Consider the following 20,090-nt stretch of genomic DNA (forward strand, 5'->3'; position numbering starts at 1 on the left):
CATATTTATTCATCTATAACAATTATAATTTCAACCTCGTTCTCTTTTTCATATGTGTTACACTAAAAACAACGAAATATAAGAATATTCAATTACATTTAAACACAAAAACACTATATAATAGAAAGGATTTATACAAATGATACTTCCAAAAGCATTAAAATATGGCGATACCATTGGCATCTACTCTCCCTCTTCACCAGTAACCTATACTTCTCCAAAGAGATTTGAGCGCGCAAAATTATACTTACAAAAGAAAGGATTTCATATATTAGAAGGTTCACTAACAGGTCAATATGATTATTATCGTTCCGGGAGCATTAAAGAGCGTGCTGAGGAATTAAATGACTTGATTAGAAACCCTAACGTCTCTTGTATCATGTCGACAATCGGGGGACTGAATTCAAATTCATTATTACCTTATATTGATTATGAGACTTTTCAAAAGAATCCTAAAATAATGATTGGCTATTCAGACACAACAGCATTATTACTAGGTATTTATGCAAAAACAGGAATTCCTACATTTTATGGTCCAGCACTTGTTCCTTCTTTTGGTGAATTTGAGCCTTTCGTAGATTGCACGTACAAATATTTTGCGGATACTTTATTAACTGATCAACACCTTCCTTACAACATAAACCAGCCGTTATTTTGGTCAGATGAATTTATTAATTGGGAAGAAAAAACGAAAGAAAAAGATCTTCGACCGAACAATTGGATTTCAGTAATGGGCGGAAAAACTACTGGACGTATTATTGGTGGGAATTTAAACACTATACAAGGTATTTGGGGTAGCCCCTATATGCCACTTATTCAAGATGGTGACATTCTCTTTATTGAAGATAGCTCAAAAGATGCAGCTACTATCGAAAGAAGTTTTTCATCACTTAAAATTAACGGCGTTTTTGATAAAGTTTCAGGTATCATCCTTGGAAAACATGAGCAATTTGATGATTGTGGTACAAATAGAAAACCTTACGAAATATTATTAGAAGTATTACAAAATCAAAAACTTCCTTTTCTAGCCGATTTTGACTGTTGTCATACTCATCCAATGATTACTTTGCCAATAGGTATTCAAGTAGAGATGGATGCAACAAATAAAACGATACAAATTATAGAACAGTGGAAAATCTAACTCTACTAGCTCTATTATTTTCAGCTCTAAAGCTACGCATTGCCTTCTATTGTTTTACATTAGAAGACATGATACTATATATTTTGGAATGTGAAGAAATAAACAAAAATCATTTCAATATGCCTTTTATATATAATAAGAAGCTATTGATTATATACATCGAGTTTACATACGTGTATATAAAGTAAAAGAGAGTGAATATATGAAACCAACTATTAAAAACTATGTATTTCTACATGTAGCCTTCTTGATATATTCTATCATTATGGTTTACATGAAATGGGCATCTCAATTCCCTATTGCATCAATTTCATTTTTTATTGCTTACTTCGGACTTGTTGTACTTTTATTCGGATATGCAATTCTATGGCAACAAGTCATTAAGAACTTTGAAATTTCTAGAGCATATTCACACCGTGGGATTATCATACTATGGTCAATGCTTTGGTCAGTATTCCTGTTTGGAGATACGATACAGTGGAATCACATACTTGGCGCAGCTATTATTATCGTCGGAATTGTGGTGGTGACAAAAGATGAATAGTTATATGTTATTATTGATATTTGGGATAATTTTAGCCAATTACTCACAAATATTATTAAAAAAGGCTACTTTACAACAATACGATTCTAGAATAAAAGAATATGTGAATCCTTATGTTATCATCGGCTACTTTTTATTTGTAATTAATGCCGGATTAAATGTGATCGCCTTAAAGGGCATGGCATTAAAGCAAGCATCTGCATTAGAATCATTAAGTTATATCATCATTTTAATTTTCAGTTGGTACTTCCTAGGGGAGAAAATCACGAAACGAAAAATCATTGGCAACATTATTATTGTCATTGGTGTAATCATCTATTGTATTCAATAACAAAAAGATCCGTTTATGATAAACGGATCTTTTTGTTATTGCCCTAAATTTTGAACCTTATCTTTCAAATCACGAACTTGTTCTATCGTCTGCATAAGCTCAGAGTTTTTAAACTGCTCTACATTCATTTTCCCTTCCTCTATCTTTGTCATAGATGTATCAATTAATGTATTTAACTTTTCATTATACCCGACGATTTGCTGGTGAAGATCCTTCGCTACATCTGGTGGTGTTAATTCATTAAAAGCTGGTATATCTTGTTTAATTTCAGTAAGTTTCGTTTCTAGTTCTTTCCGGGCTTCCCCATCATTAACGGCCTTTTCTGCTAATGCTGGCGCTTCATTTGCAAATGCACTTATTTCATTTACATAGTCTGTCGCTTTTTGAGCGTAATCTATGGAGTTCTTCCCTTCCTCTACTAGCGAACATCCCATCAAACCAATTGAAACTACAATTGAAAGTAACATTGTTTTTGTAAACTTCATTTTTACCTCCTAAATAATTGCCATACTTTTATTCATTTATAAACACTTTATTTTCTTCTTATACACTTTATCACATCATATCTTATTTTTTTAATCTTCCTCTTATACATTCTAGAAAAATCATTATTATCCTGTTCAACATGTACCTCGAAACTATCTTCATTTAAATATAAAAACAGACATACTTATTTTAAGTACGTCTGTTTTCCAGGTACGTATAGCTCTCACTAATTAAAGTTTCTCTTTATCCTCTCACATGCCCTATTACTGTTATAATATCTATGTCTATATGTACACTAATAATATCTTCTATAATGTCCGTATATCCTTGACCTAAAGGTGTTCCGTAATGTAATAAAATTTCTTTTTTTTCATAAACTGACTTCGGTACTGTAAAAATAAATTTCCTCATATTCCGCTCATCAGCAGGCTCCAGTATTAAAACAATGCCATCCTCTTCAAACATATAATCACGCCTTCCAACAATCCATTCACTATGGCTCAAGTATTGCCTTGAAAGGATAGGTTTTAAACACCCTTTCTAACAATATATAACCATTTCATGATCAAATAGCTTATACGGCTTATATGATTTCACCACAAATACAAAAAAACACAAACCTTGAACTACCAAGAATTTGTGTTTTTTTGCATTTCATTCCTATATACCTTTATCAAGCTCATATAACCTACGATATTTCTCATTTTCTTTCAGTAGCTGTTCGTGACTACCTTGCATAGCGATTTGGCCACTATCAAGGAAAATAACTTCATCTACATGTTCAATTCCTACAAGATGATGTGTAATCCAAATAACAGTCTTTTCTTCTGTTGCAGAAAACATTGTTTCTATTAAGGCTAATTCCGTTTTAGGGTCTAAACCGATAGTTGGTTCATCAAGCACAATAATCGATGCTTCTTGCATAAGAGTTCTTGCAAATGCTACCCTTTGCCTTTCTCCGCCAGAAAACCTCTTTCCCATTTCATGCATTTTTGTTTGTAATCCATCAGGAAGAGAAGCAATGTGCGGCGCTAGCTGTGCTTTCTCTAAAGCTTTCCATATCTCTTCATCATTAGCCTCTGGTTTACCGATCCGCACATTATTTCCAATTGTCGTATCGAATAAATGTGGTTTTTGGTTTAATACAGAAATATATTTTGACAAAAAATCCGTATGAGCTTGTTCACCATTCAATATAACTTGCCCACTCACCGGACGTAGCGCACCAGTTAACAGTTTTAGTAAAGTAGATTTTCCTGTTCCACTTCTACCTAAAATAGCAATTTTCTTTCCTGCCTTTATTTGCAATGATACATCTTTTAATACAGGTTCATTACTATCCGGATAATTATACGACACATTACTCAGTTCAATATCTATATGTTTTTGTGCAACGTAATCTTTATCTCCAGGTAACTCATTTCCATCTTGCAAAATGATATCACTTTCTACGCTTTTAAGCCTATGAGCAGATTCTACATAAGATGGAATTCGATCAATAGCATCTGATATAGGGATAAGCGCATTTGTCACAGATAATGTCATTAATACGAAAGCTGCGATAACTGTAGGTGCAATCTGTTCACTTGCCGCTTGATTTCCAGTCCACATAATCATTGAAATAACTACAATGCCGACTATTAAATGAATGATACTGTCTCGAATATGGTACCAGCGTTTCACTCTCTTTTCTGTCTTTAACAACTGGACATTTTGCGCTACATACTCATTAATAAATTCATCTTTTCTACCACTCGCCTGCCAATCAGATAACCCAAATACAGCATCTGTCAATTGTTGATACAAACGATTTCTTCCTCGCTTCAAAGCAACATGATGTCGTTTCATCAAAAGTAGTGATACGAATGGGAGAAGAAAAACAATAACAGCTAACATACAAGCTGCGATAAGTGCAAATACTAAGTCAAATGCACCTATAACAATTACGAAAATGCTATATACAACTAACGCTAATATACTAGGGAATATTGTACGTAAATATAGATTCTGTAAATGTTCTATATCATCAGACAATACACCTAGTACATCACCAGTTTGAAATCGAGAGCGTAAAAATAACGCCTGTGGTTCTACAATTCTATATAGTTTTGTTCTCATTTTTTCTAAAATTCGTAGAACGACGTCATGCCCTACTAAACGTTCTAAATAATGAAAGACAGCTTGCCCTATACTAAACGCACGCGTTGCAACTATAGGAACATATACAGCCATTACATTTTCTGGTCTGAGAGCAGATTTAGAAATTAAATAACCTGAAATGAAAAGTAGCATCGCACCTGAACTAACTCCAAGAAGCCCGAGGAAAATAGTCAACGTCATTCTACCTTTATTTTGCTGTATATAAGGTTTAATCCAATTACTCATCGCTCTCCCCTCTCTTCCCTATGAAAATGTAATGTCTCATTCTTTAAAAGTTCTTCATATGTTCCACTTTCTTTAATTTCCCCTTTATTTAAAATAAGAATATGATCCATTTGCTTCATCCAATGCAGACGATGCGTTGCAAGAAATACTAACTTACCTTCAAACAGACGTAACATCGATTGCTTTATTTCAAATTCAGTTTCAATATCAAGATGTGCTGTAGGTTCATCTAATAAAATGATTGGCTTTTTACTTAAAAGTGCACGTGCCATAGCGACACGTTGTTCTTGTCCGCCACTAAGCATACGTCCACCTTCTCCAATTCTTTCGTACATCCCATGTGGTAATGATGCAACGAGCGAACGAAGACCAACTTCATTAATAACTCTCTCAACTTCTTCATCAATTGTATTCGTTTCATAGAAACAAATATTATCTTTTAATGAAAGCGGAAAAATATAAGGTTGCTGCGGAATATAAGCAATATTTTTTTGCCAATCTTCTCGAGTAGATTCACCAATTTCCACACCATTTACTAACATCTTCCCACCCGAAGGCGGTAGAAATCCTGCTAACACATCGATTAACGTTGATTTCCCTGCCCCACTTTCACCAATAATGCCTATAGCACCGTTACCTTGCCAAGTAAAATCAATTCCCTCTAATATAGCCTTTTCAGATTCATCATTATTTACTTTTACATCTTGTAATTTCAAACTACTAGAAGAATTCCATACTATATCTACATTTGAATCTTTCTTTTCTATTTCTTTTTGTTTCTGTAAAATTTCTTCTATTTGCTCCATTGCAAGTTGTCCATCTAATGTAGCATGATAATTCGCTCCAACTTGCTTAATCGGCAGAAAATATTCCGGCGCTAAAATTAAAATCGTAAGAGCTGGCAACAGTATAATTGTCCCATCTATTAACCGTATCCCTAATCCAACTGCTACAAATGCAATTGATAAACTCGTAAAGAAATCTAATGCAAAAGAAGAAAGAAAAGCAACTCGCAAAGTACGCATCGTTGCTTTTCTATATCGTTTACTTACTTTTTCAATCTTTCCTTCGTGCTGTTTACTTTTCCCTAAATACTTTAATGTTTCTAATCCTTTTAACGTATCTACAAAATGATTAGAAAGTACACGATATGTCTCATATTGGCTATCCGCCATTTTCTGCGCTGCTAATCCTAGAAGGATCATAAATATGATCACAATTGGAATCGTTACAACTAAAATGATTCCAGACTTAATGTCCAGTGTAAAAACATATAGAACAATTAGCCCTGGAACGATACTACTTCTAATCATTTTAGGAATTGTCAATTCAATATATGTTTTAAGTTTCTCAATACCTTCTATCGATAAAGTAACCAGATGACCAGTCCCATTCGTTTGGACAAATCTCGGCCCTAACGTAAAATATGCTTCTATTAACTGTTTACGTAATGCAAATCCTGTTTTTTCAGCGAAACGCTCAACCAATATTTGCGATGTTCGCACTAACATTTGGCGTGCTGCAAACGTGATCCCAAAATAAACAGTTTCATTTAGCACAGCTTGCACTGTTTCTCCATGAAATAAAAATGTGATCGCTCGTGCTAAAAATACTGTCTGCGCAATGATACTACACGCCTCTAAAATGCTAATAAGACTTAAAGTTACATATAAAACTCGGCTACCAGGATACGACGGAAGTCCTCTTTTTCTTTTCATTAGTACTCCAAATCTTTGTCTGACTTAACAGGTTGTCTAAATACATAGAAACTCCATATTTGACTACCGATAACAAACGGTAAAATAGCAAGAGAAAAATAGCTCATCAATTTTAATGCATAAGGTCCTGATGCCGCATTATAAATTGTCAAATCATTTACCGCTCCTAATGAGCTAATCATGACACGCGGGAACATACCGATGAACACACTTGCACTTAACAAAATGATTGTTAAACTCGTCATAAAGAAAGCCCAACCATCTCTTCTTCTTTTATTTAATAAAGTAGAAACAAATAGCGCTACAAAAGCTCCAATTGGAACCATTAGCCACTCTGAACCATGTGCGGTGAAAATATCTGTTTTCCATAACCCTACAGCTGCAAAAACAAGAAGTGTTATTAATGCAAAAGGTGCAATCTTTGTCGCGGCAATACGTGCGCGTTCTCGTAATTTTCCTGTTGTACGTATAGTAAGGAATTGCAAACCATGAACAATACATAGAAGAAGAAACATAACTCCCCCAAGTAACGCAAATGGGTGAAGTAATTTCATAAATCCGCCTACCATATTTTTACTTCCATCAATTGGTACACCTGTCATAAAGTTTGCGATTGCAACTCCCCAAAGTATAGGAGGTAGCAAACTTCCAATAAACATGCCCCAATCCCAGAAACTCTTCCATTTATGATTTTCTATTTTCGCACGGAATTTAAAGGAAACACCTCTTATAATTAATGCAAGAAGCATAAACACAAATGGAATATAAAACCCACTAAATAAAGTTGCATACCAGTGCGGGAATGCCGCAAACATAGCGCCACCAGCACAAACAAGCCATACTTCATTTGCGTGCCAAAACGGCCCAATTGTATTTAAATATATACGTTTTTCCAAATCGTTTTTCCCTAAAAACCTTGAAACGATTCCTACACCAAAATCGAAACCTTCAAGTACAAAGAAGCCAACGAATAAGGTTGAGATAATTAGAAACCACAACTCATTAAGAGATAACATACTCTTCCTCCTTATCAAATGGATCATGGCTTTGATAATCCTTTTTCGTTTTCTTATTCGCATGTCCTTTAATGATACGAACGAATAAGTAAACAGTAATTCCTCCAACAATTAAATATAGTGATGTGAATGAAACAAGAGAGAATAATACTTCTCCAAATGAAACGTTTGGAGATACAGCATCTTCTGTTTTCATAACACCGAAGACAACCCAAGGCTGACGTCCCATTTCAGTCATAATCCAACCTACTGTATTACCGATAAACGGTAGTGCAATTGCATATACCATTATTTTTAAATACCAAGGGTTTTCAGTTAAGCGATCTTTTCTTGATAAGAACCAGCCGTACATTCCTAAAAGAAGCATGAATGTTCCACTCATTACCATCGCTCTAAAACTCCAGAACATAGTATGTACTGGCGGAATATAATCTCCAGGTCCATATTTTTCTTCATATTGTTTTTGAATTTGATTCATCCCTTCAACTTGACCGCTAAATTTATCGTATGACAATAGACTTAGCATATAAGGGATTTGAATTTCAAACGAATTTTCTTTCTTCTCTGTATCAATTTTTGCAAATACTGTAAATGGAGCTGGATCCTCACTCGTATTCCATAATGCTTCAGCTGCTGCCATTTTCATCGGATGTGTCTTAATTAAATTTTGTGCTTGTGCATGACCGAAAAATAATACCAATGCAGTTGTAATTGTTCCAACAACGATAGAAACTCGGAACGATTTTTTAAACACCGCAGTTTCTTGGCCTTTTGATATTTTCCATGCACTTACACCTGCAATAAAGAATGCACCAGTTGCAATCGCCGCTGTAATTGTATGCGGGAATTGCACCCATAATTGTGGATTTTGAATAATCGCCCAAAAATCATTCATTTGTGCACGTCCATCTGCTGCCATTTCATATCCTACTGGGGCATGCATAAATGCACTTGCAGTTAAAATCCAAAATGCTGATAACATTGTTCCTATTGAGAGGAGCCAAATACATAAAAGGTGAACTCGCTTCGGAAGTTTATCCTCACCGAATACCCATAAACCTAGGAATGTAGACTCAATGAAAAATGCTAATAAACCTTCAATTGCAAGTGATGGTCCGAAAACATCACCAACAAAACGTGAATACGTTGACCAGTTCATACCAAACTGAAATTCTTGTAAAATACCTGTTACAACACCTACCGCGAAGTTAACAAGGAATATTTGTGTCCAAAACTTTGTCATCTTCTTATAAATTTCTTGTCCCTTTACCACATACAACGTTTGCATTAACGCAATGATAAAAGCTAAACCTATAGACAGCGGAACGAAAAAGTAATGAAAAATCGTTGTTGATGCAAATTGTATTCGTGCCAATTCGAGCGTTTCCATGCTAAAGTCACTTCCTTCATATTTTTTTATATCGTAATATCGATTGAATTGTATGAATTCATTTCATAACGAACAATTCAATCATTTGGAAATACAAAAAGATAAATTCGTTTATGTACTTTCTGAAAATATAGATTGTCAGTTTTTTAGATAATTACAAAAGAACTTTCTTCATACGATTTACCTTTTCACTATTTCAGTAGTGTTTTATTCGTTAATCGAATTGTATAATATACTTACATAATAAATTCAGGTGATTTTTGACGTATTATTGACAGGATTTTGTCTGAAATATGTCTTTTGTAATTTTTTTGAATTAGATTTCTCACATTTTAAAAACGTACTTTTCAAACATACAACACACTCTTATATCAATTGTTATTATGTTTTTCTCTTCATACACTTGACTTTCTCCTTGAAAAATGTCCTCGAATTAAACCTAGAAATATGCTAGTTTTTTGTCAAGAGAAAAATGTATTTCCAAAATTCAAATCAACAATATTGTTATTCACAAATAGAAAAAAACTCCCCTTTCTCTAGACATAAAATTCGTTTTTTTGTCATTTTTCAAACAGACTAAATAAAAAAGTACCGAGAATAAATTATATTCCCGGTACTTTAATCATTATTTCGTTGTATATTTTCTAACAGCCGGCATAATTTCGGTAGCAATTAATTCAATATTTTTCTCAATCTTATCAAATGGTACACCGCCAAAATCAATCTGTGCCATAAAACGTTGCTGTCCAAATAATTCATATTGATAAAGCATTTTTTCAATAATTTGTTGCGGGCTACCAATCATTAACGCATCACGGTGATCTACTGCGTTAGTAAATTGTTGTTTTGGATACCCACCACCGCGTAGCGCAAGCATACCAGCATTAATATGAGGATAATATTCACTAAGTGCATCTTGTGAATTTTCTGCTGTATAAAATAAACTTGTTGTTGCAATTGGTAATGTTGCTGGGTCAAAACCACTTTGCTCAGCTGCTTCACGATATGCATCAACCGAAACTTTAAAATTAACAGCTGGGCCACCAAGTGTCGTAAGCATCATTGGTACACCTGCGCGTCCTGCCTTAATTGCACTAGCAGGTGGCCCTCCAACAGCACGCCAAATTGGCATATTGTTATTTTTAGCTCTCGGTATAATTGCCGCATGTTCAAGTGGCGTTCTAAACTGCCCTTTCCATGTTACACTTTCTTCTTTATTTATTTTTAATAAAAGATCCATCTTCTCTTCAAATAGTTCTTCATAATAATTTACATCGTAACCAAGTAAACTATATCCCCCAATACGAGATCCACGACCAGCAACGATTTCAGCACGACCATTAGAAATTAAATCAATTGTGGCAAAATCCTCATATACACGAACCGGATCTGACGTGCTTAATACTGTTGCAGAACTCGCGATTTTAATGTTTTTCGTAGCTTGTGCAATAGCTCCTAAAATAACTGTATGAGCTTGCGTTGTAAAATGCGCTTGATGACTTTCACCGACAGCAAACACATCAATTCCAGCTTCATCTGCTAACTTAGCTGTTTCAATTAGTTCATGAATTCTTTTTTCTGCACTTATTTTCGAGCCATCATGCGGATTTAAAATATGATCTCCAATTGAATATAATCCAAATTCAATTCCCTTACTTGTATCAATACGGTATTTTTCCATAGTTGCTCTCTCCCTTTTAATAAAGCGGTATTAATTTCTCTTCAATCTCTTTTCTTCTCTCTTCTAAAAATGGTGGTAAATCCAGCTCTTTTCCTAATTCTTCAACTGTTGAATCTACTGTAAATCCTGGGCCATCCGTCGCAATCTCAAATAAAATGCCATTTGACTCACGGAAATATAAACTTTTAAAATAAAAGCGATCGATAATCCCTGTTGATTGGAACCCTTTATCTTTCACCGCTTCATTCCAATAACTCAGTTCTTCATCATTTTTCACACGAATAGCTAAATGATGAATACTTCCTTTTCCTGGTCTTTCACTCTCTCCATCTTGCTGTTTCACCAAAATTTCTCCAAAAGATTGACCATCAATAGATTGATAAATCCCCTCATCGTCTGAACGAGATACTTCTTTATAACTAAACAAACCTGTTAATGTTTTTGATAATTTATTTAAACTGCGCACTGTCATTTCAACTGTTCCCATGCCTAAAATACGATGATTCTGCTCTACAGAAGATTCATCCCATGCAGTCCAATATTCAGGCACCTCTTCATCTTTATTATTTAACAGCACTAACCGTAGACCATCTGGATCTTCAAGGTGCAGTGCGTCTCTTCCGGCGTAAGTTGTAATTTCCCCATGCGCCACCTGGAGTGACTCAAAACGTCTCTTCCAAAATGTAAGACTTTCTATTGAAGGTACGAGCAAGCCTATTTGTGTTATTGCATTTGTACCACGGATTGTTCTACCTACATTCGGCATTTCAAAAAATGATAATTCAGTTCCGGCACTCCCTGTTAAATCACCATAAAACAAATGATACATAAATGGATTATCTTGATTGACTGTCTTTTTCACCCGGCGTAATCCTAAAACATCTCGATAAAAATTATTATTCGTTTTCGCATTTTTAGTCACCATAGAAATGTGGTGATGTCCTGGAATTGTATACATAAAACTTCCTCCCCTTTATCACTTGATTAGTCAATTGATTAAGTAAAAAAAATTACTCATTCGGTAATTCTTTTTTTTCACTATGCTTATGAACTTTTGACATCAACTCGTATAGTATTTTCTGCTCTTCTTCATTTAATACATCATCAAAAAATGATGATTGAAATGCAAGTTGCTCTGGCAATGCTCTTTCTAAAGCCGCTTCCCCTTGCTCTGTAAGACTAATTGTTTTCGTTTTCCAATCTTGTTTTCGTATAATATATCCTTCTTTTTCAAGACGTGTTAACATTCGAGAAATACCGCCTTGTGTAACGGTAACCTTTTCTGCTAACTCCATTTGTGTTAATGGCTGATAAGTCCGTATTTGCAAAAGCACATCAAATTGGGCTGTTGTTAAATCAAAACGTTTTAAAAACTCATTTGACATTTGATTACTTTGGTTCGTAAATCGTATTAAACGTAGCCATATTAACGATCCTATCGTATTTTCACGCATGTTTCATCACTTCCTAGCGTTGATCTTACTATCACTTTACCACTCAAGTGATAAAAAAGCAAGTAAAGAGTAAATACATATTTAATCCCAAAAATCTTAACCAGCTATTTTTCCAATTAGAAATAATAAATTAGCATCAATTGAACTATTTAATTAACGCAATAGACTTTTATACAAAATAACAATCTCACGAATTCCATACACCCAAGTTCTTTTCTAGAAATGGCAAACCCTCCTTTAGATAAGTTAAAGGAGGGACTTCATATTATATAGCTTCACCTAAAACCTTTTTATCTTATATAGAGCTATTCCTTATTACCAAAACCTTATTCCAAAGGGTTTAAACGTTCTGCTCCACCCCTGTGCTCTTCTCCTTCTTACTTCTTTTAAAATTCTTCAACTTCTTAACTGTTCCAACTAACCCTTTCGGAAAAACTAGTAGCACGATAATGTATAATAAACCAAGAATGATCGTCCATCGTTCAAAAATTGGATATTCCGTCGCTAATTCGGATAAATAATATTTCAATGATTCAATAATCCCAGCTCCAGCGATTGCTCCGATTAAAGTTCCAACTCCCCCAATCATTGTCATCAATAATGCATTTAATGTCATTTCAATTGAAAATACAGTTGTATTAACAAAGCGTAAAGTGATAACAAATAAACCACCGCTAATCGCTGCAACTACTCCTGCAACAACACTAGCAATAATTTTATAATGAAGAACTTTATAGCCAAGTGCTTCAACTCGTTGTTCATTTTGTGAAATCGCCTTTAACACTTTCCCAATTGAAGATTTTGTGAAAAGACGTAACAAAATGAAAATACTGATTAGACATATAAATGTTATATAATAAAATGTAAAACGATCACGGAATATATCTGGTACACGAAATGTAAATCCATCTCCTCCATGAGTCAGTGAACGCCATTTTTCAGCAAGTACAAAAAACAGCTGGGAAATAGCGAGCGTTAACATTGCATAAAAATGACTTTTCAGCCGTAAAGAAAGCAAACCGATTATATAACTAACGATGGCTGATACAATAATTGCGGCTGCTATTCCTATAAAAAAGTTTGTGATAGACACCCCTTGTCGATCAAATAAAAGTGCTACCCCATACGCCCCTATACCAAAGAACATACAATGACCGAATGAAACAATACCTGTATATCCAAGGAGAACATCAAAACTCATAGCGAAAATAGCAAAGATGAAGATTTGAGTGAACAAAATTAACAAGCTCCGTGAATCATTTACGAATGGAAATACACTTAAACAAATGAGCATAAATACTCCGAAGTATACTTTAATTCGATTCGATGTGCTGTTCACCATTTCACCCCTTTTCACCAACAAGTCCCGTTGGCTTCACTATTAAGAAAAATAGTAACATTAACATATTAATTGCAAGAGATAAATCTGGCAAAAAATACGCTGTAAAAGCACCGGCTAATCCGACAATTAAAGATGCTAGCGCTGAACCTTGTACGCTACCTAATCCGCCAATAATAACTACTATAAAAGCTAAAATTGCGTACTGCATACCCATCTCAGCAAAAATAACTCCTGAATATGGTGCTAGTAGAAAACCACCTAACGCCGCCATCCCTGCTCCTAATAAAAAAACAAACGAGAATATCGCTTTTACGTTAATTCCGAGAGCTTGAACCATCTCTTTATCCATTACACCAGCGCGAATCATAAGTCCTATCTTTGTTTTTTTCAGCAGCAATAGTAAAGCGATGTAAATTAGTATCCCAACTAAAATAACGAATAGGCGATATTTTATTAAGATAACTCCTCCAAATGTAAAACTGCCTTGAAGCCATAACGGTAATTTTGCAGCAATTGGATTAGGACCCCAAAATATTTTGATGCACTCGCTAAGAACGAGCATTCCTCCGAGTGTCACGAGAAGCTGCCGCACATGGTTTCCATACACTGGTCTAATAAGAAATCTTTCTAAAATGAAACCGAGGAACATACCCATAGCGACTGCCCCAATTAGCGCTAATAAATAACTATCTGTCATATTAAACAACCAAACGCCTGTAAATGCTCCCCATGCAAATAAACCGCCATGCGCAAAATTTAGTACGCTCATTAAACCGAAAATAAGTGATAGACCAGACGCTAATAAAAAAATAAGCATCCCTGTCGAAACGCCATTTACAAATAAGTTAATTAGCACATCCACGTTCTATCCCCCCGTATCAATGTTAAGAAATACCTAAATATTTATGACATGTTTCCTTATCCTCTCGCAGTTCCTCCATGAAACCGTTATGCACAATGCGCCCATTATCCATAATGTAAAAATAATCACCGATTTGACTAGCCATCATAAAATTTTGTTCAACAAGTAAAACAGTCGTTTTTTCCTTCATTTTCAAAATGGCTATCATTAATTTTTCTATCATAATGGGCGACAAGCCTTTACTCGGCTCATCAATAAGTAATAAACCATCACTATTAATAAATGCTCTTGAAATTGCTAGCATTTGCTTTTGCCCTCCGCTTAAGAGTCCGCTTTTTTTGTGCCAAAATTGCTTTAAATCTGGAAATAATTCAAGCATCCAGTCTATTTTTTCTTCCGCTTCTGCTCCCTTCCCACTAGCAAGAGCGAATGTTTCTTCTACTGTCAGGTCGTGAAAAATACCTTGATTTTCTGGTACATACCCTATTCCTTTCCTTGAAATTAAATGTGTAGATAATCCATTTACTTGTGTACTATCATAATAAATTTCACCATGTGCGATATGGTGAAATCCCATAACCGAACGTAATGTCGTAGTCTTCCCTGCCCCATTTCTTCCAAACAGTACAGTAATCGTTCCTTTCTCAACAGTAAGAGATACCCCTTGTAAAATATGAAACTGATCTAAATACGTCTCTATATTATTCACTTGTAGTAGTGCCACTATATAATCCCCCTAAATAAGCACTTTGTACTCGCTCGTCTTTCATCATTTCTCCCGGCAATCCTTCAGCCAATAACTCCCCATGAAATAAAACGATAAGATGATCTGATAAATCTAGCACCATATCCATTTTGTGTTCGATAAGTACGATTGTGCTCTCTGGATTCTTTTTAATATTTTCGATTACTTGTAATATAGCCGGAACTTCCTCAACAGAAATACCTGCTGTCGGCTCATCTAGTAGTAATACATCCGTTTTTAATGCTAATAACATAGCAAGCTCTAACTTTCGTTTTTCCCCATGCGCTAGATCTTTCGCTAATACATATTCTTTCTCGTGAAGTAATACTGTTTTTAAGAAACGTCTCGCCTCTCCAACTTGTTGCTTAAATTTTGCCGAACTCGGAAAAAAACTATAGTAATCTTGCACAAATGATTGAACACTTAAACGAACATTTTCAAGTACCGTTAACTCTGGGAATATATTTGTAAGTTGAAAAGAACGACCAATTCCTAATCGAGTACGATCCGAAATTGATAAATTTGTAATCTCTTGTCCTTTAAAATATACTTCACCCTTTGTTGGAGAAATTTGTCCACTTAGTAAATTGAATAGCGTTGTCTTTCCAGCACCATTCGGTCCAATTATTGAAATGAGCTTTCCTTTTTGTACCGTTAAATTAACATCCTTAATAACATGATGATCCCCAAAAGATACACAAAGATTTTTCGTCTCTAACAAATGTGTCATAAAATCCCTCCCACTGAAAGCCATGTTTATGAAAGAAACAAGTATAAAGAGGGTATTCCCTCTTCATACAAAGACAACAGAAAATTCAGTCTATTTATTCTGAATTGATGGTTCTGTCTCTTTCATCGTTAATTCTCTCTCTAACACTGGTACTGGATAATCAACACCATCTTGCTTTTTCAGCGTTATAGAATATAGAGTTTGTAATGCTTGATGATCCTTCTCTCTAAATTTCATCTTTCCTTTCGGTGTCTCAAATTCCATCCCTTCCATTTTCTTAATAAGTGTATCTACATCTGTATCGCCCTTCGTTTTCTTTAAAGATTCGACGATAGAAATTGCCGCTGACATTCCTCCTGCTGTAAACAGATCTGGAACAGCACCATTAAAACGTTTTTTATGTTCTTCTACTAGCCAATCGTTCACCTTATTCTTTGGAAGTGAGTGATAATAAACAGAAAACCCTTGCATCCCTATTAGTGCATCCATCGTTTTTAATGCTGGTATATCAGGTGCACCAGTAGAAATTTTAATACCTTGCGCTTCCACATTCATATCTTTCAACTGTTTCCATGGTGAATTCGCACCTGCCCAAACGATAAATAAATAATCTGGCTTTGAGCTAATAATATTTTGAATATTTGCAGTGAAATCAGTTGAATTCGTATCCGCGTATTGCTCGTTTACAATATTCGCACCTAATTTCTTTGCTCCCGCTTTAAATGCTGCAATCCCTTCACGACCGAAAGCATTATCTGGAGCAAACGTCGCAATCTTTACATCTTTTTTAGCAATTGAGGCAGCCCCAGCAATCGCATCTTGCGAAGAGTTTCTACCTGTTCTAAAAATATATTTATTCCAGTTCTTCCCGGTAATACTATCAGCAACTGCTGGTTCTACAACCATTATTTTTTCATATTCCTCTGCAAGTGGTAAAACCGCTAATGTATCACTTGAACTAGACGATCCGACTAAAAAATCGACTTTCTCTTCTTCTAATAACTTCGTAGCTTTTTTAACCGCTACATCAGCTTTCGTTTCCGTATCTTCTACAACAAACTTAATCTTCTTCCCTTCCACTTTCCCAGTTCCACCAGTTGCATAGTCTAACCCTAATTCAAATCCGTTCACTGTTTGTTTTCCATATGATTCTAATGGACCTGTTAATGAAGCAAGAACCCCTACCTTAATCGTCTTTTCATCTTCTGTACTTGTCTTCTTTCCCGAACAAGCTACTGTTACTAATAATGACCCTAAAACACAACCAGTAACCACCGTTCTTAGCCATTTACGTTTTTTCATCGACATTGTGATCCTCCCCATACTTTACTTTCTGATAGAATCAAACACGCCAAATTCCCCTGTCCGTAATCATGACTTTAAAATTGGTAATGGAAAACTCTTGTAGTAACCTCTACATTCGGCACAAATCTATAATCACCTTCCTATTAAATGGAAACGGACATACAATCAATATATATTCCGTTGTTCAAATGAAATTACTGTTTCATTACAGTAATCATCACGCAAAAAGCTGCAAATAATTGACTTAATTCATTAAGTCAATTATTTGCAGCTTACCTAAAAAAATGATTAGAAAAACCGATTAATTATTTTCGACTTTCTCTAACCCCTCAACCAATTGCTTCTTATCTAATCCTTCCCCTATTACTACCAAGTTTGTCGGGAAACCGAAGTCTTGTTCCAGTAAAGTTGGTACGCCAAATGAATATTGGAATAAGTGAGGGTATTTATCTCCATGGAATTTCACAAATCCTTTTACACGATAAATACTATCTGGTAAATTCGAAAGCCATTCGTATAATTTATCTTGATCAATCGATTTCGTAAATTGATACGTCATCGTTTGTATATGTAAATGCTGTTTGACATGTAGTGTCTCATGTTCCCCATCATTCGTAAATTCAGCTTCTTCTATGTCTTCTAAAGATATATTACAATATTTTGTTTCAAACAATTTCGCATGATTATTTATTGCTTTTACTTCTTCAATTACTTTGTTCTTATCCGTATCTGTTAGTAAATCTAATTTATTAATTAAAATGTGGCTACCAAACTTCAGTTGCTCATGTAATAATTGCTGAACGTTTGCACTTAATACACTTCGATTTAACCACCTTACTGCATCTAAAACGACGACAATTGATTTCACTTCAAGGAAAGGAGCTAAAATTGGTGATACACATGCATCTAACACTTCAATTGGATGTGCGACACCTGTTGTTTCTATATAAATTACATCTGGTCTTTCTTGTTGATATAAAGAATGTAATTGAATTTCAAGCTCTTCTTTTAACGTACAACAAATACATCCTTTCAGAAGTTCCCTTAACACATTCTCTTTTCCAATAATATCTGTATCTACCGAGTATTCACCGATTTCATTCATCAAAACTGCAACTTTTCGATTTTTCTTCTTTTCTGCTAATAATAAATTTTGCAGCAATGTTGATTTTCCGCTACCTAAAAAACCACCTAATATATGAATTTCTACTTTACTCATTCGACCGACCATCCATTTCTCTACTTCAAATTTCTTCAAAGCGTAATTATTACGATTTATATTTATCATTTTATTAAAAGAATACCTATTTGTAAACAAAACTGCTAGATTATCGTTTCATTTCCATTCACTTCATGAGCAACTCTAATTCCAGACTCGATTGCCCCTTGCATCCATCCATGTGTTAATGTCGTATGTTCTCCTGCAAAGTGCACTCTACCCGCTGGCGGCGTAATATATGGAAACAATTCAAGCTCTTGCCCTGGTTCAAAAGCTGTAAATGCTCCGCAAGAATACGGATTTTGACTCCAGCTAAAAGATTCTCCCGCAACATACTCACTATAAACCACATTTCCATATATTTGCGCTAAATTTTTCAACGCATAACGAATACGTTCTCTATTCGAGAGACTATCCCACATTAACGCCTCATCTGCCCACGTATAACTCACTAAAACGATAGCCGCCCCTGGTGTATGAATGCCGTAGCTCGGATAATATGTAAAGCGGATAGGTAAATCTGTAATTGACTTACCACCATATTGTCCTGCTCTTTCCCAAAATCTACTTTTAAACTCTATCGCAATTTTAGTTGAAGCAATATAATTTAATTCACGAATTGCCCGCCTTTTATAATAAGAGAATAAATGATATGGCTGAACTTCTACAAATCGCAAAGCTGAAAATGGAATTGTGACAATAGCGATGTCACCAGTTACTATAAATGAATTTAACGTTTGTTCATGTGTTACTTGCATCATTACTTTATTATCTTCCTGTATAATTTTTTCTACTTTATACGACATAAAAATATTATCCTTTAGCTCTGGTAAAAATGAATTTGGTAATTTATCCATTCCGCCCGTTATCTCATAATATTTCGTCGTTGAAGTGAAAAAGATCATTTCGCGTAATACTTCAATTAATGACATTCCCATGTATGCTTCCATATCAAGAAGTACTCCGATCATATCTATTGCCCCATCTGAATAATACTCGGTTAAAAATGAACCGAGCGAATATGTTTTATACTTTTTTTCAACAATAATCCAGTTTTTATTAAGATTTTTCTTAATATAATTAAGTATCGGTTCCAATACCTCTAACATTAACCCTTCTGCTGTTTTCCCTCTTTCTTTATCTAAAACTGGATATCCAAGTACACTTGGATCCTTTTCAAACACATCCAATCTCGTTCTTTTGTTATTCGTATAAATTATATCTGAAGAAGTTTTATTAATAAAAAGGTTTAACGGTAGTTTAAATTTATGAATGTAGGCTAAAGTTAAATCATGAGTATCTGGAATACGCATAGGGCCTGCGTTAAAATATAACCCTGCGCTAAATGGTTCACGAATCGTATACACCCTGCCACCTATTCTGTTATTCGCTTCTATAATCGTTACCTCGTGTCCAGCCTCTTTTAATAAAGATGCTGCAACTAATCCAGACATCCCTGCACCGGCAATTGTAATCCGTTTGGGGTTATTTGTTTTGGCAAGCCCTTCATGAATAATTTGAAGCATTTCTTCCATCGATAATGGATTCCCCATGCCAATTCCCCTTTTATGAAGGATTTTACTGAATTATATTCGTTTAACAGGATTCCTATGTTTCATTCAAGTAATTGAGCGGATACATTTTCAATTACTTGAATATCTTTTATAAAATGTAATAAAATAGATATGAAACTATAGAAGTAAGACGTATTATCTTACATAATAAAATTAATGAAATTGCG

Annotated in this window: 19 protein-coding genes; 3 read left to right on the top strand and 16 right to left on the bottom strand. The window is 34.7% G+C overall.

Annotated elements, in window-relative coordinates:
- The first annotated feature begins 139 nt into the window (after window positions 1-139).
- From NSS74_RS14200 to NSS74_RS14210, 3 genes are all read left to right on the top strand, one after another.
- Complete coding sequence (locus NSS74_RS14200; RefSeq protein WP_002141346.1) at window positions 140-1,141, top strand: S66 family peptidase; 1,002 nt, start codon at window positions 140-142, stop codon at window positions 1,139-1,141.
- Window positions 1,142-1,343: 202 nt separating this feature from the next.
- Window positions 1,344-1,685: an EamA family transporter gene (locus NSS74_RS14205; RefSeq protein WP_002086172.1), complete on the top strand. Its 342-nt coding sequence runs from the start codon at window positions 1,344-1,346 to the stop codon at window positions 1,683-1,685.
- A complete protein-coding gene (locus NSS74_RS14210) occupies window positions 1,678-2,016 on the top strand; it encodes an EamA family transporter (RefSeq protein WP_002135751.1) in 339 nt (112 codons plus the stop codon). The genes NSS74_RS14205 and NSS74_RS14210 overlap by 8 nt, the downstream gene beginning before the upstream one ends.
- 35 nt (window positions 2,017-2,051) lie before the next feature.
- Here NSS74_RS14210 and NSS74_RS14215 read toward each other — a convergent pair whose 3' ends face one another.
- The 16 genes from NSS74_RS14215 to NSS74_RS14290 form a co-directional block, all read right to left on the bottom strand.
- Entirely contained in the window at window positions 2,052-2,501 is a 450-nt protein-coding gene (locus NSS74_RS14215) for a DUF6376 family protein (protein WP_002012340.1), read from the bottom strand.
- A gap of 244 nt (window positions 2,502-2,745) precedes the next feature.
- The gene (locus tag NSS74_RS14220) at window positions 2,746-2,967 is read right to left on the bottom strand and encodes a hypothetical protein (protein WP_002031341.1); all 222 of its coding nucleotides are present in this window, start codon (window positions 2,965-2,967) and stop codon (window positions 2,746-2,748) included.
- Between the two features lie 195 nt (window positions 2,968-3,162).
- On the bottom strand, window positions 3,163-4,887 hold the full coding sequence (gene cydC, locus NSS74_RS14225) for a thiol reductant ABC exporter subunit CydC (RefSeq protein WP_002141344.1): 1,725 nt from the start codon (window positions 4,885-4,887) through the stop codon (window positions 3,163-3,165).
- Window positions 4,884-6,605, bottom strand: a complete 1,722-nt coding sequence (gene cydD, locus NSS74_RS14230) for a thiol reductant ABC exporter subunit CydD (protein ID WP_002031336.1) — start codon at window positions 6,603-6,605, stop codon at window positions 4,884-4,886. The genes cydC and cydD overlap by 4 nt, the downstream gene beginning before the upstream one ends.
- Window positions 6,605-7,621, bottom strand: a complete 1,017-nt coding sequence (gene cydB, locus NSS74_RS14235) for a cytochrome d ubiquinol oxidase subunit II (protein WP_002141342.1) — start codon at window positions 7,619-7,621, stop codon at window positions 6,605-6,607. The genes cydD and cydB overlap by 1 nt, the downstream gene beginning before the upstream one ends.
- On the bottom strand, window positions 7,608-9,011 hold the full coding sequence (gene cydA, locus NSS74_RS14240; protein WP_002012335.1) for a cytochrome ubiquinol oxidase subunit I: 1,404 nt from the start codon (window positions 9,009-9,011) through the stop codon (window positions 7,608-7,610). Before cydA ends, cydB begins: the two co-directional genes overlap by 14 nt.
- A gap of 625 nt (window positions 9,012-9,636) precedes the next feature.
- Window positions 9,637-10,692 carry an LLM class flavin-dependent oxidoreductase gene (locus tag NSS74_RS14245; protein ID WP_002031331.1) on the bottom strand — a complete coding sequence of 352 codons (1,056 nt, stop codon included), beginning with the start codon at window positions 10,690-10,692 and terminating at the stop codon, window positions 9,637-9,639.
- Window positions 10,693-10,708: 16 nt separating this feature from the next.
- The gene (locus NSS74_RS14250; protein WP_002141341.1) at window positions 10,709-11,650 is read right to left on the bottom strand and encodes a ring-cleaving dioxygenase; all 942 of its coding nucleotides are present in this window, start codon (window positions 11,648-11,650) and stop codon (window positions 10,709-10,711) included.
- 52 nt (window positions 11,651-11,702) lie between these two features.
- Entirely contained in the window at window positions 11,703-12,146 is a 444-nt protein-coding gene (locus NSS74_RS14255; protein ID WP_002012331.1) for a MarR family winged helix-turn-helix transcriptional regulator, read from the bottom strand.
- Window positions 12,147-12,486: 340 nt separating this feature from the next.
- The gene (locus NSS74_RS14260) at window positions 12,487-13,440 is read right to left on the bottom strand and encodes a branched-chain amino acid ABC transporter permease (RefSeq protein WP_002126891.1); all 954 of its coding nucleotides are present in this window, start codon (window positions 13,438-13,440) and stop codon (window positions 12,487-12,489) included.
- A gap of 49 nt (window positions 13,441-13,489) precedes the next feature.
- On the bottom strand, window positions 13,490-14,350 hold the full coding sequence (locus tag NSS74_RS14265; RefSeq protein ID WP_002141340.1) for a branched-chain amino acid ABC transporter permease: 861 nt from the start codon (window positions 14,348-14,350) through the stop codon (window positions 13,490-13,492).
- A gap of 22 nt (window positions 14,351-14,372) precedes the next feature.
- A complete protein-coding gene (locus NSS74_RS14270; protein ID WP_002141339.1) occupies window positions 14,373-15,074 on the bottom strand; it encodes a branched-chain amino acid ABC transporter ATP-binding protein in 702 nt (233 codons plus the stop codon).
- Complete coding sequence (locus tag NSS74_RS14275; RefSeq protein ID WP_340813835.1) at window positions 15,052-15,825, bottom strand: ABC transporter ATP-binding protein; 774 nt, start codon at window positions 15,823-15,825, stop codon at window positions 15,052-15,054. The genes NSS74_RS14270 and NSS74_RS14275 overlap by 23 nt, the downstream gene beginning before the upstream one ends.
- Before the next feature lie 90 nt (window positions 15,826-15,915).
- Complete coding sequence (locus NSS74_RS14280) at window positions 15,916-17,133, bottom strand: substrate-binding domain-containing protein (RefSeq protein ID WP_002031313.1); 1,218 nt, start codon at window positions 17,131-17,133, stop codon at window positions 15,916-15,918.
- 298 nt (window positions 17,134-17,431) lie between these two features.
- Window positions 17,432-18,349 (bottom strand): CobW family GTP-binding protein, encoded by a 918-nt coding sequence (locus tag NSS74_RS14285; RefSeq protein ID WP_193339770.1) that lies wholly within the window; start codon window positions 18,347-18,349, stop codon window positions 17,432-17,434.
- A gap of 104 nt (window positions 18,350-18,453) precedes the next feature.
- Window positions 18,454-19,902: a flavin monoamine oxidase family protein gene (locus tag NSS74_RS14290; RefSeq protein WP_002141335.1), complete on the bottom strand. Its 1,449-nt coding sequence runs from the start codon at window positions 19,900-19,902 to the stop codon at window positions 18,454-18,456.
- Window positions 19,903-20,090 lie beyond the last annotated feature (188 nt).

This window comes from Bacillus sp. FSL E2-8868 (assembly GCF_038005505.1).
GTDB classification, from domain to species: Bacteria; Bacillota; Bacilli; order Bacillales; family Bacillaceae_G; genus Bacillus_A; species Bacillus_A mycoides.

Excerpts from the sequence above, each read along its gene's own strand:
- NSS74_RS14280 (WP_002031313.1), bottom strand. The coding sequence starts at position 17,133 with ATGTCGATGAAAAAACGTAAATGGCTAAGAACGGTGGTTACTGGTTGT.
- cydB (WP_002141342.1), bottom strand. The coding sequence starts at position 7,621 with ATGTTATCTCTTAATGAGTTGTGGTTTCTAATTATCTCAACCTTATTC.
- cydD (WP_002031336.1), bottom strand. The coding sequence starts at position 6,605 with ATGAAAAGAAAAAGAGGACTTCCGTCGTATCCTGGTAGCCGAGTTTTA.
- cydA (WP_002012335.1), bottom strand. The coding sequence starts at position 9,011 with ATGGAAACGCTCGAATTGGCACGAATACAATTTGCATCAACAACGATT.
- NSS74_RS14285 (WP_193339770.1), bottom strand. The coding sequence starts at position 18,349 with ATGAGTAAAGTAGAAATTCATATATTAGGTGGTTTTTTAGGTAGCGGA.
- NSS74_RS14255 (WP_002012331.1), bottom strand. The coding sequence starts at position 12,146 with ATGCGTGAAAATACGATAGGATCGTTAATATGGCTACGTTTAATACGA.
- NSS74_RS14220 (WP_002031341.1), bottom strand. The coding sequence starts at position 2,967 with ATGTTTGAAGAGGATGGCATTGTTTTAATACTGGAGCCTGCTGATGAG.
- NSS74_RS14215 (WP_002012340.1), bottom strand. The coding sequence starts at position 2,501 with ATGAAGTTTACAAAAACAATGTTACTTTCAATTGTAGTTTCAATTGGT.
- NSS74_RS14205 (WP_002086172.1), top strand. The coding sequence starts at position 1,344 with ATGAAACCAACTATTAAAAACTATGTATTTCTACATGTAGCCTTCTTG.
- NSS74_RS14250 (WP_002141341.1), bottom strand. The coding sequence starts at position 11,650 with ATGTATACAATTCCAGGACATCACCACATTTCTATGGTGACTAAAAAT.
- NSS74_RS14245 (WP_002031331.1), bottom strand. The coding sequence starts at position 10,692 with ATGGAAAAATACCGTATTGATACAAGTAAGGGAATTGAATTTGGATTA.
- NSS74_RS14200 (WP_002141346.1), top strand. The coding sequence starts at position 140 with ATGATACTTCCAAAAGCATTAAAATATGGCGATACCATTGGCATCTAC.
- NSS74_RS14290 (WP_002141335.1), bottom strand. The coding sequence starts at position 19,902 with ATGGGGAATCCATTATCGATGGAAGAAATGCTTCAAATTATTCATGAA.
- cydC (WP_002141344.1), bottom strand. The coding sequence starts at position 4,887 with ATGAGTAATTGGATTAAACCTTATATACAGCAAAATAAAGGTAGAATG.
- NSS74_RS14260 (WP_002126891.1), bottom strand. The coding sequence starts at position 13,440 with ATGCTCATTTGTTTAAGTGTATTTCCATTCGTAAATGATTCACGGAGC.
- NSS74_RS14275 (WP_340813835.1), bottom strand. The coding sequence starts at position 15,825 with ATGACACATTTGTTAGAGACGAAAAATCTTTGTGTATCTTTTGGGGAT.
- NSS74_RS14210 (WP_002135751.1), top strand. The coding sequence starts at position 1,678 with ATGAATAGTTATATGTTATTATTGATATTTGGGATAATTTTAGCCAAT.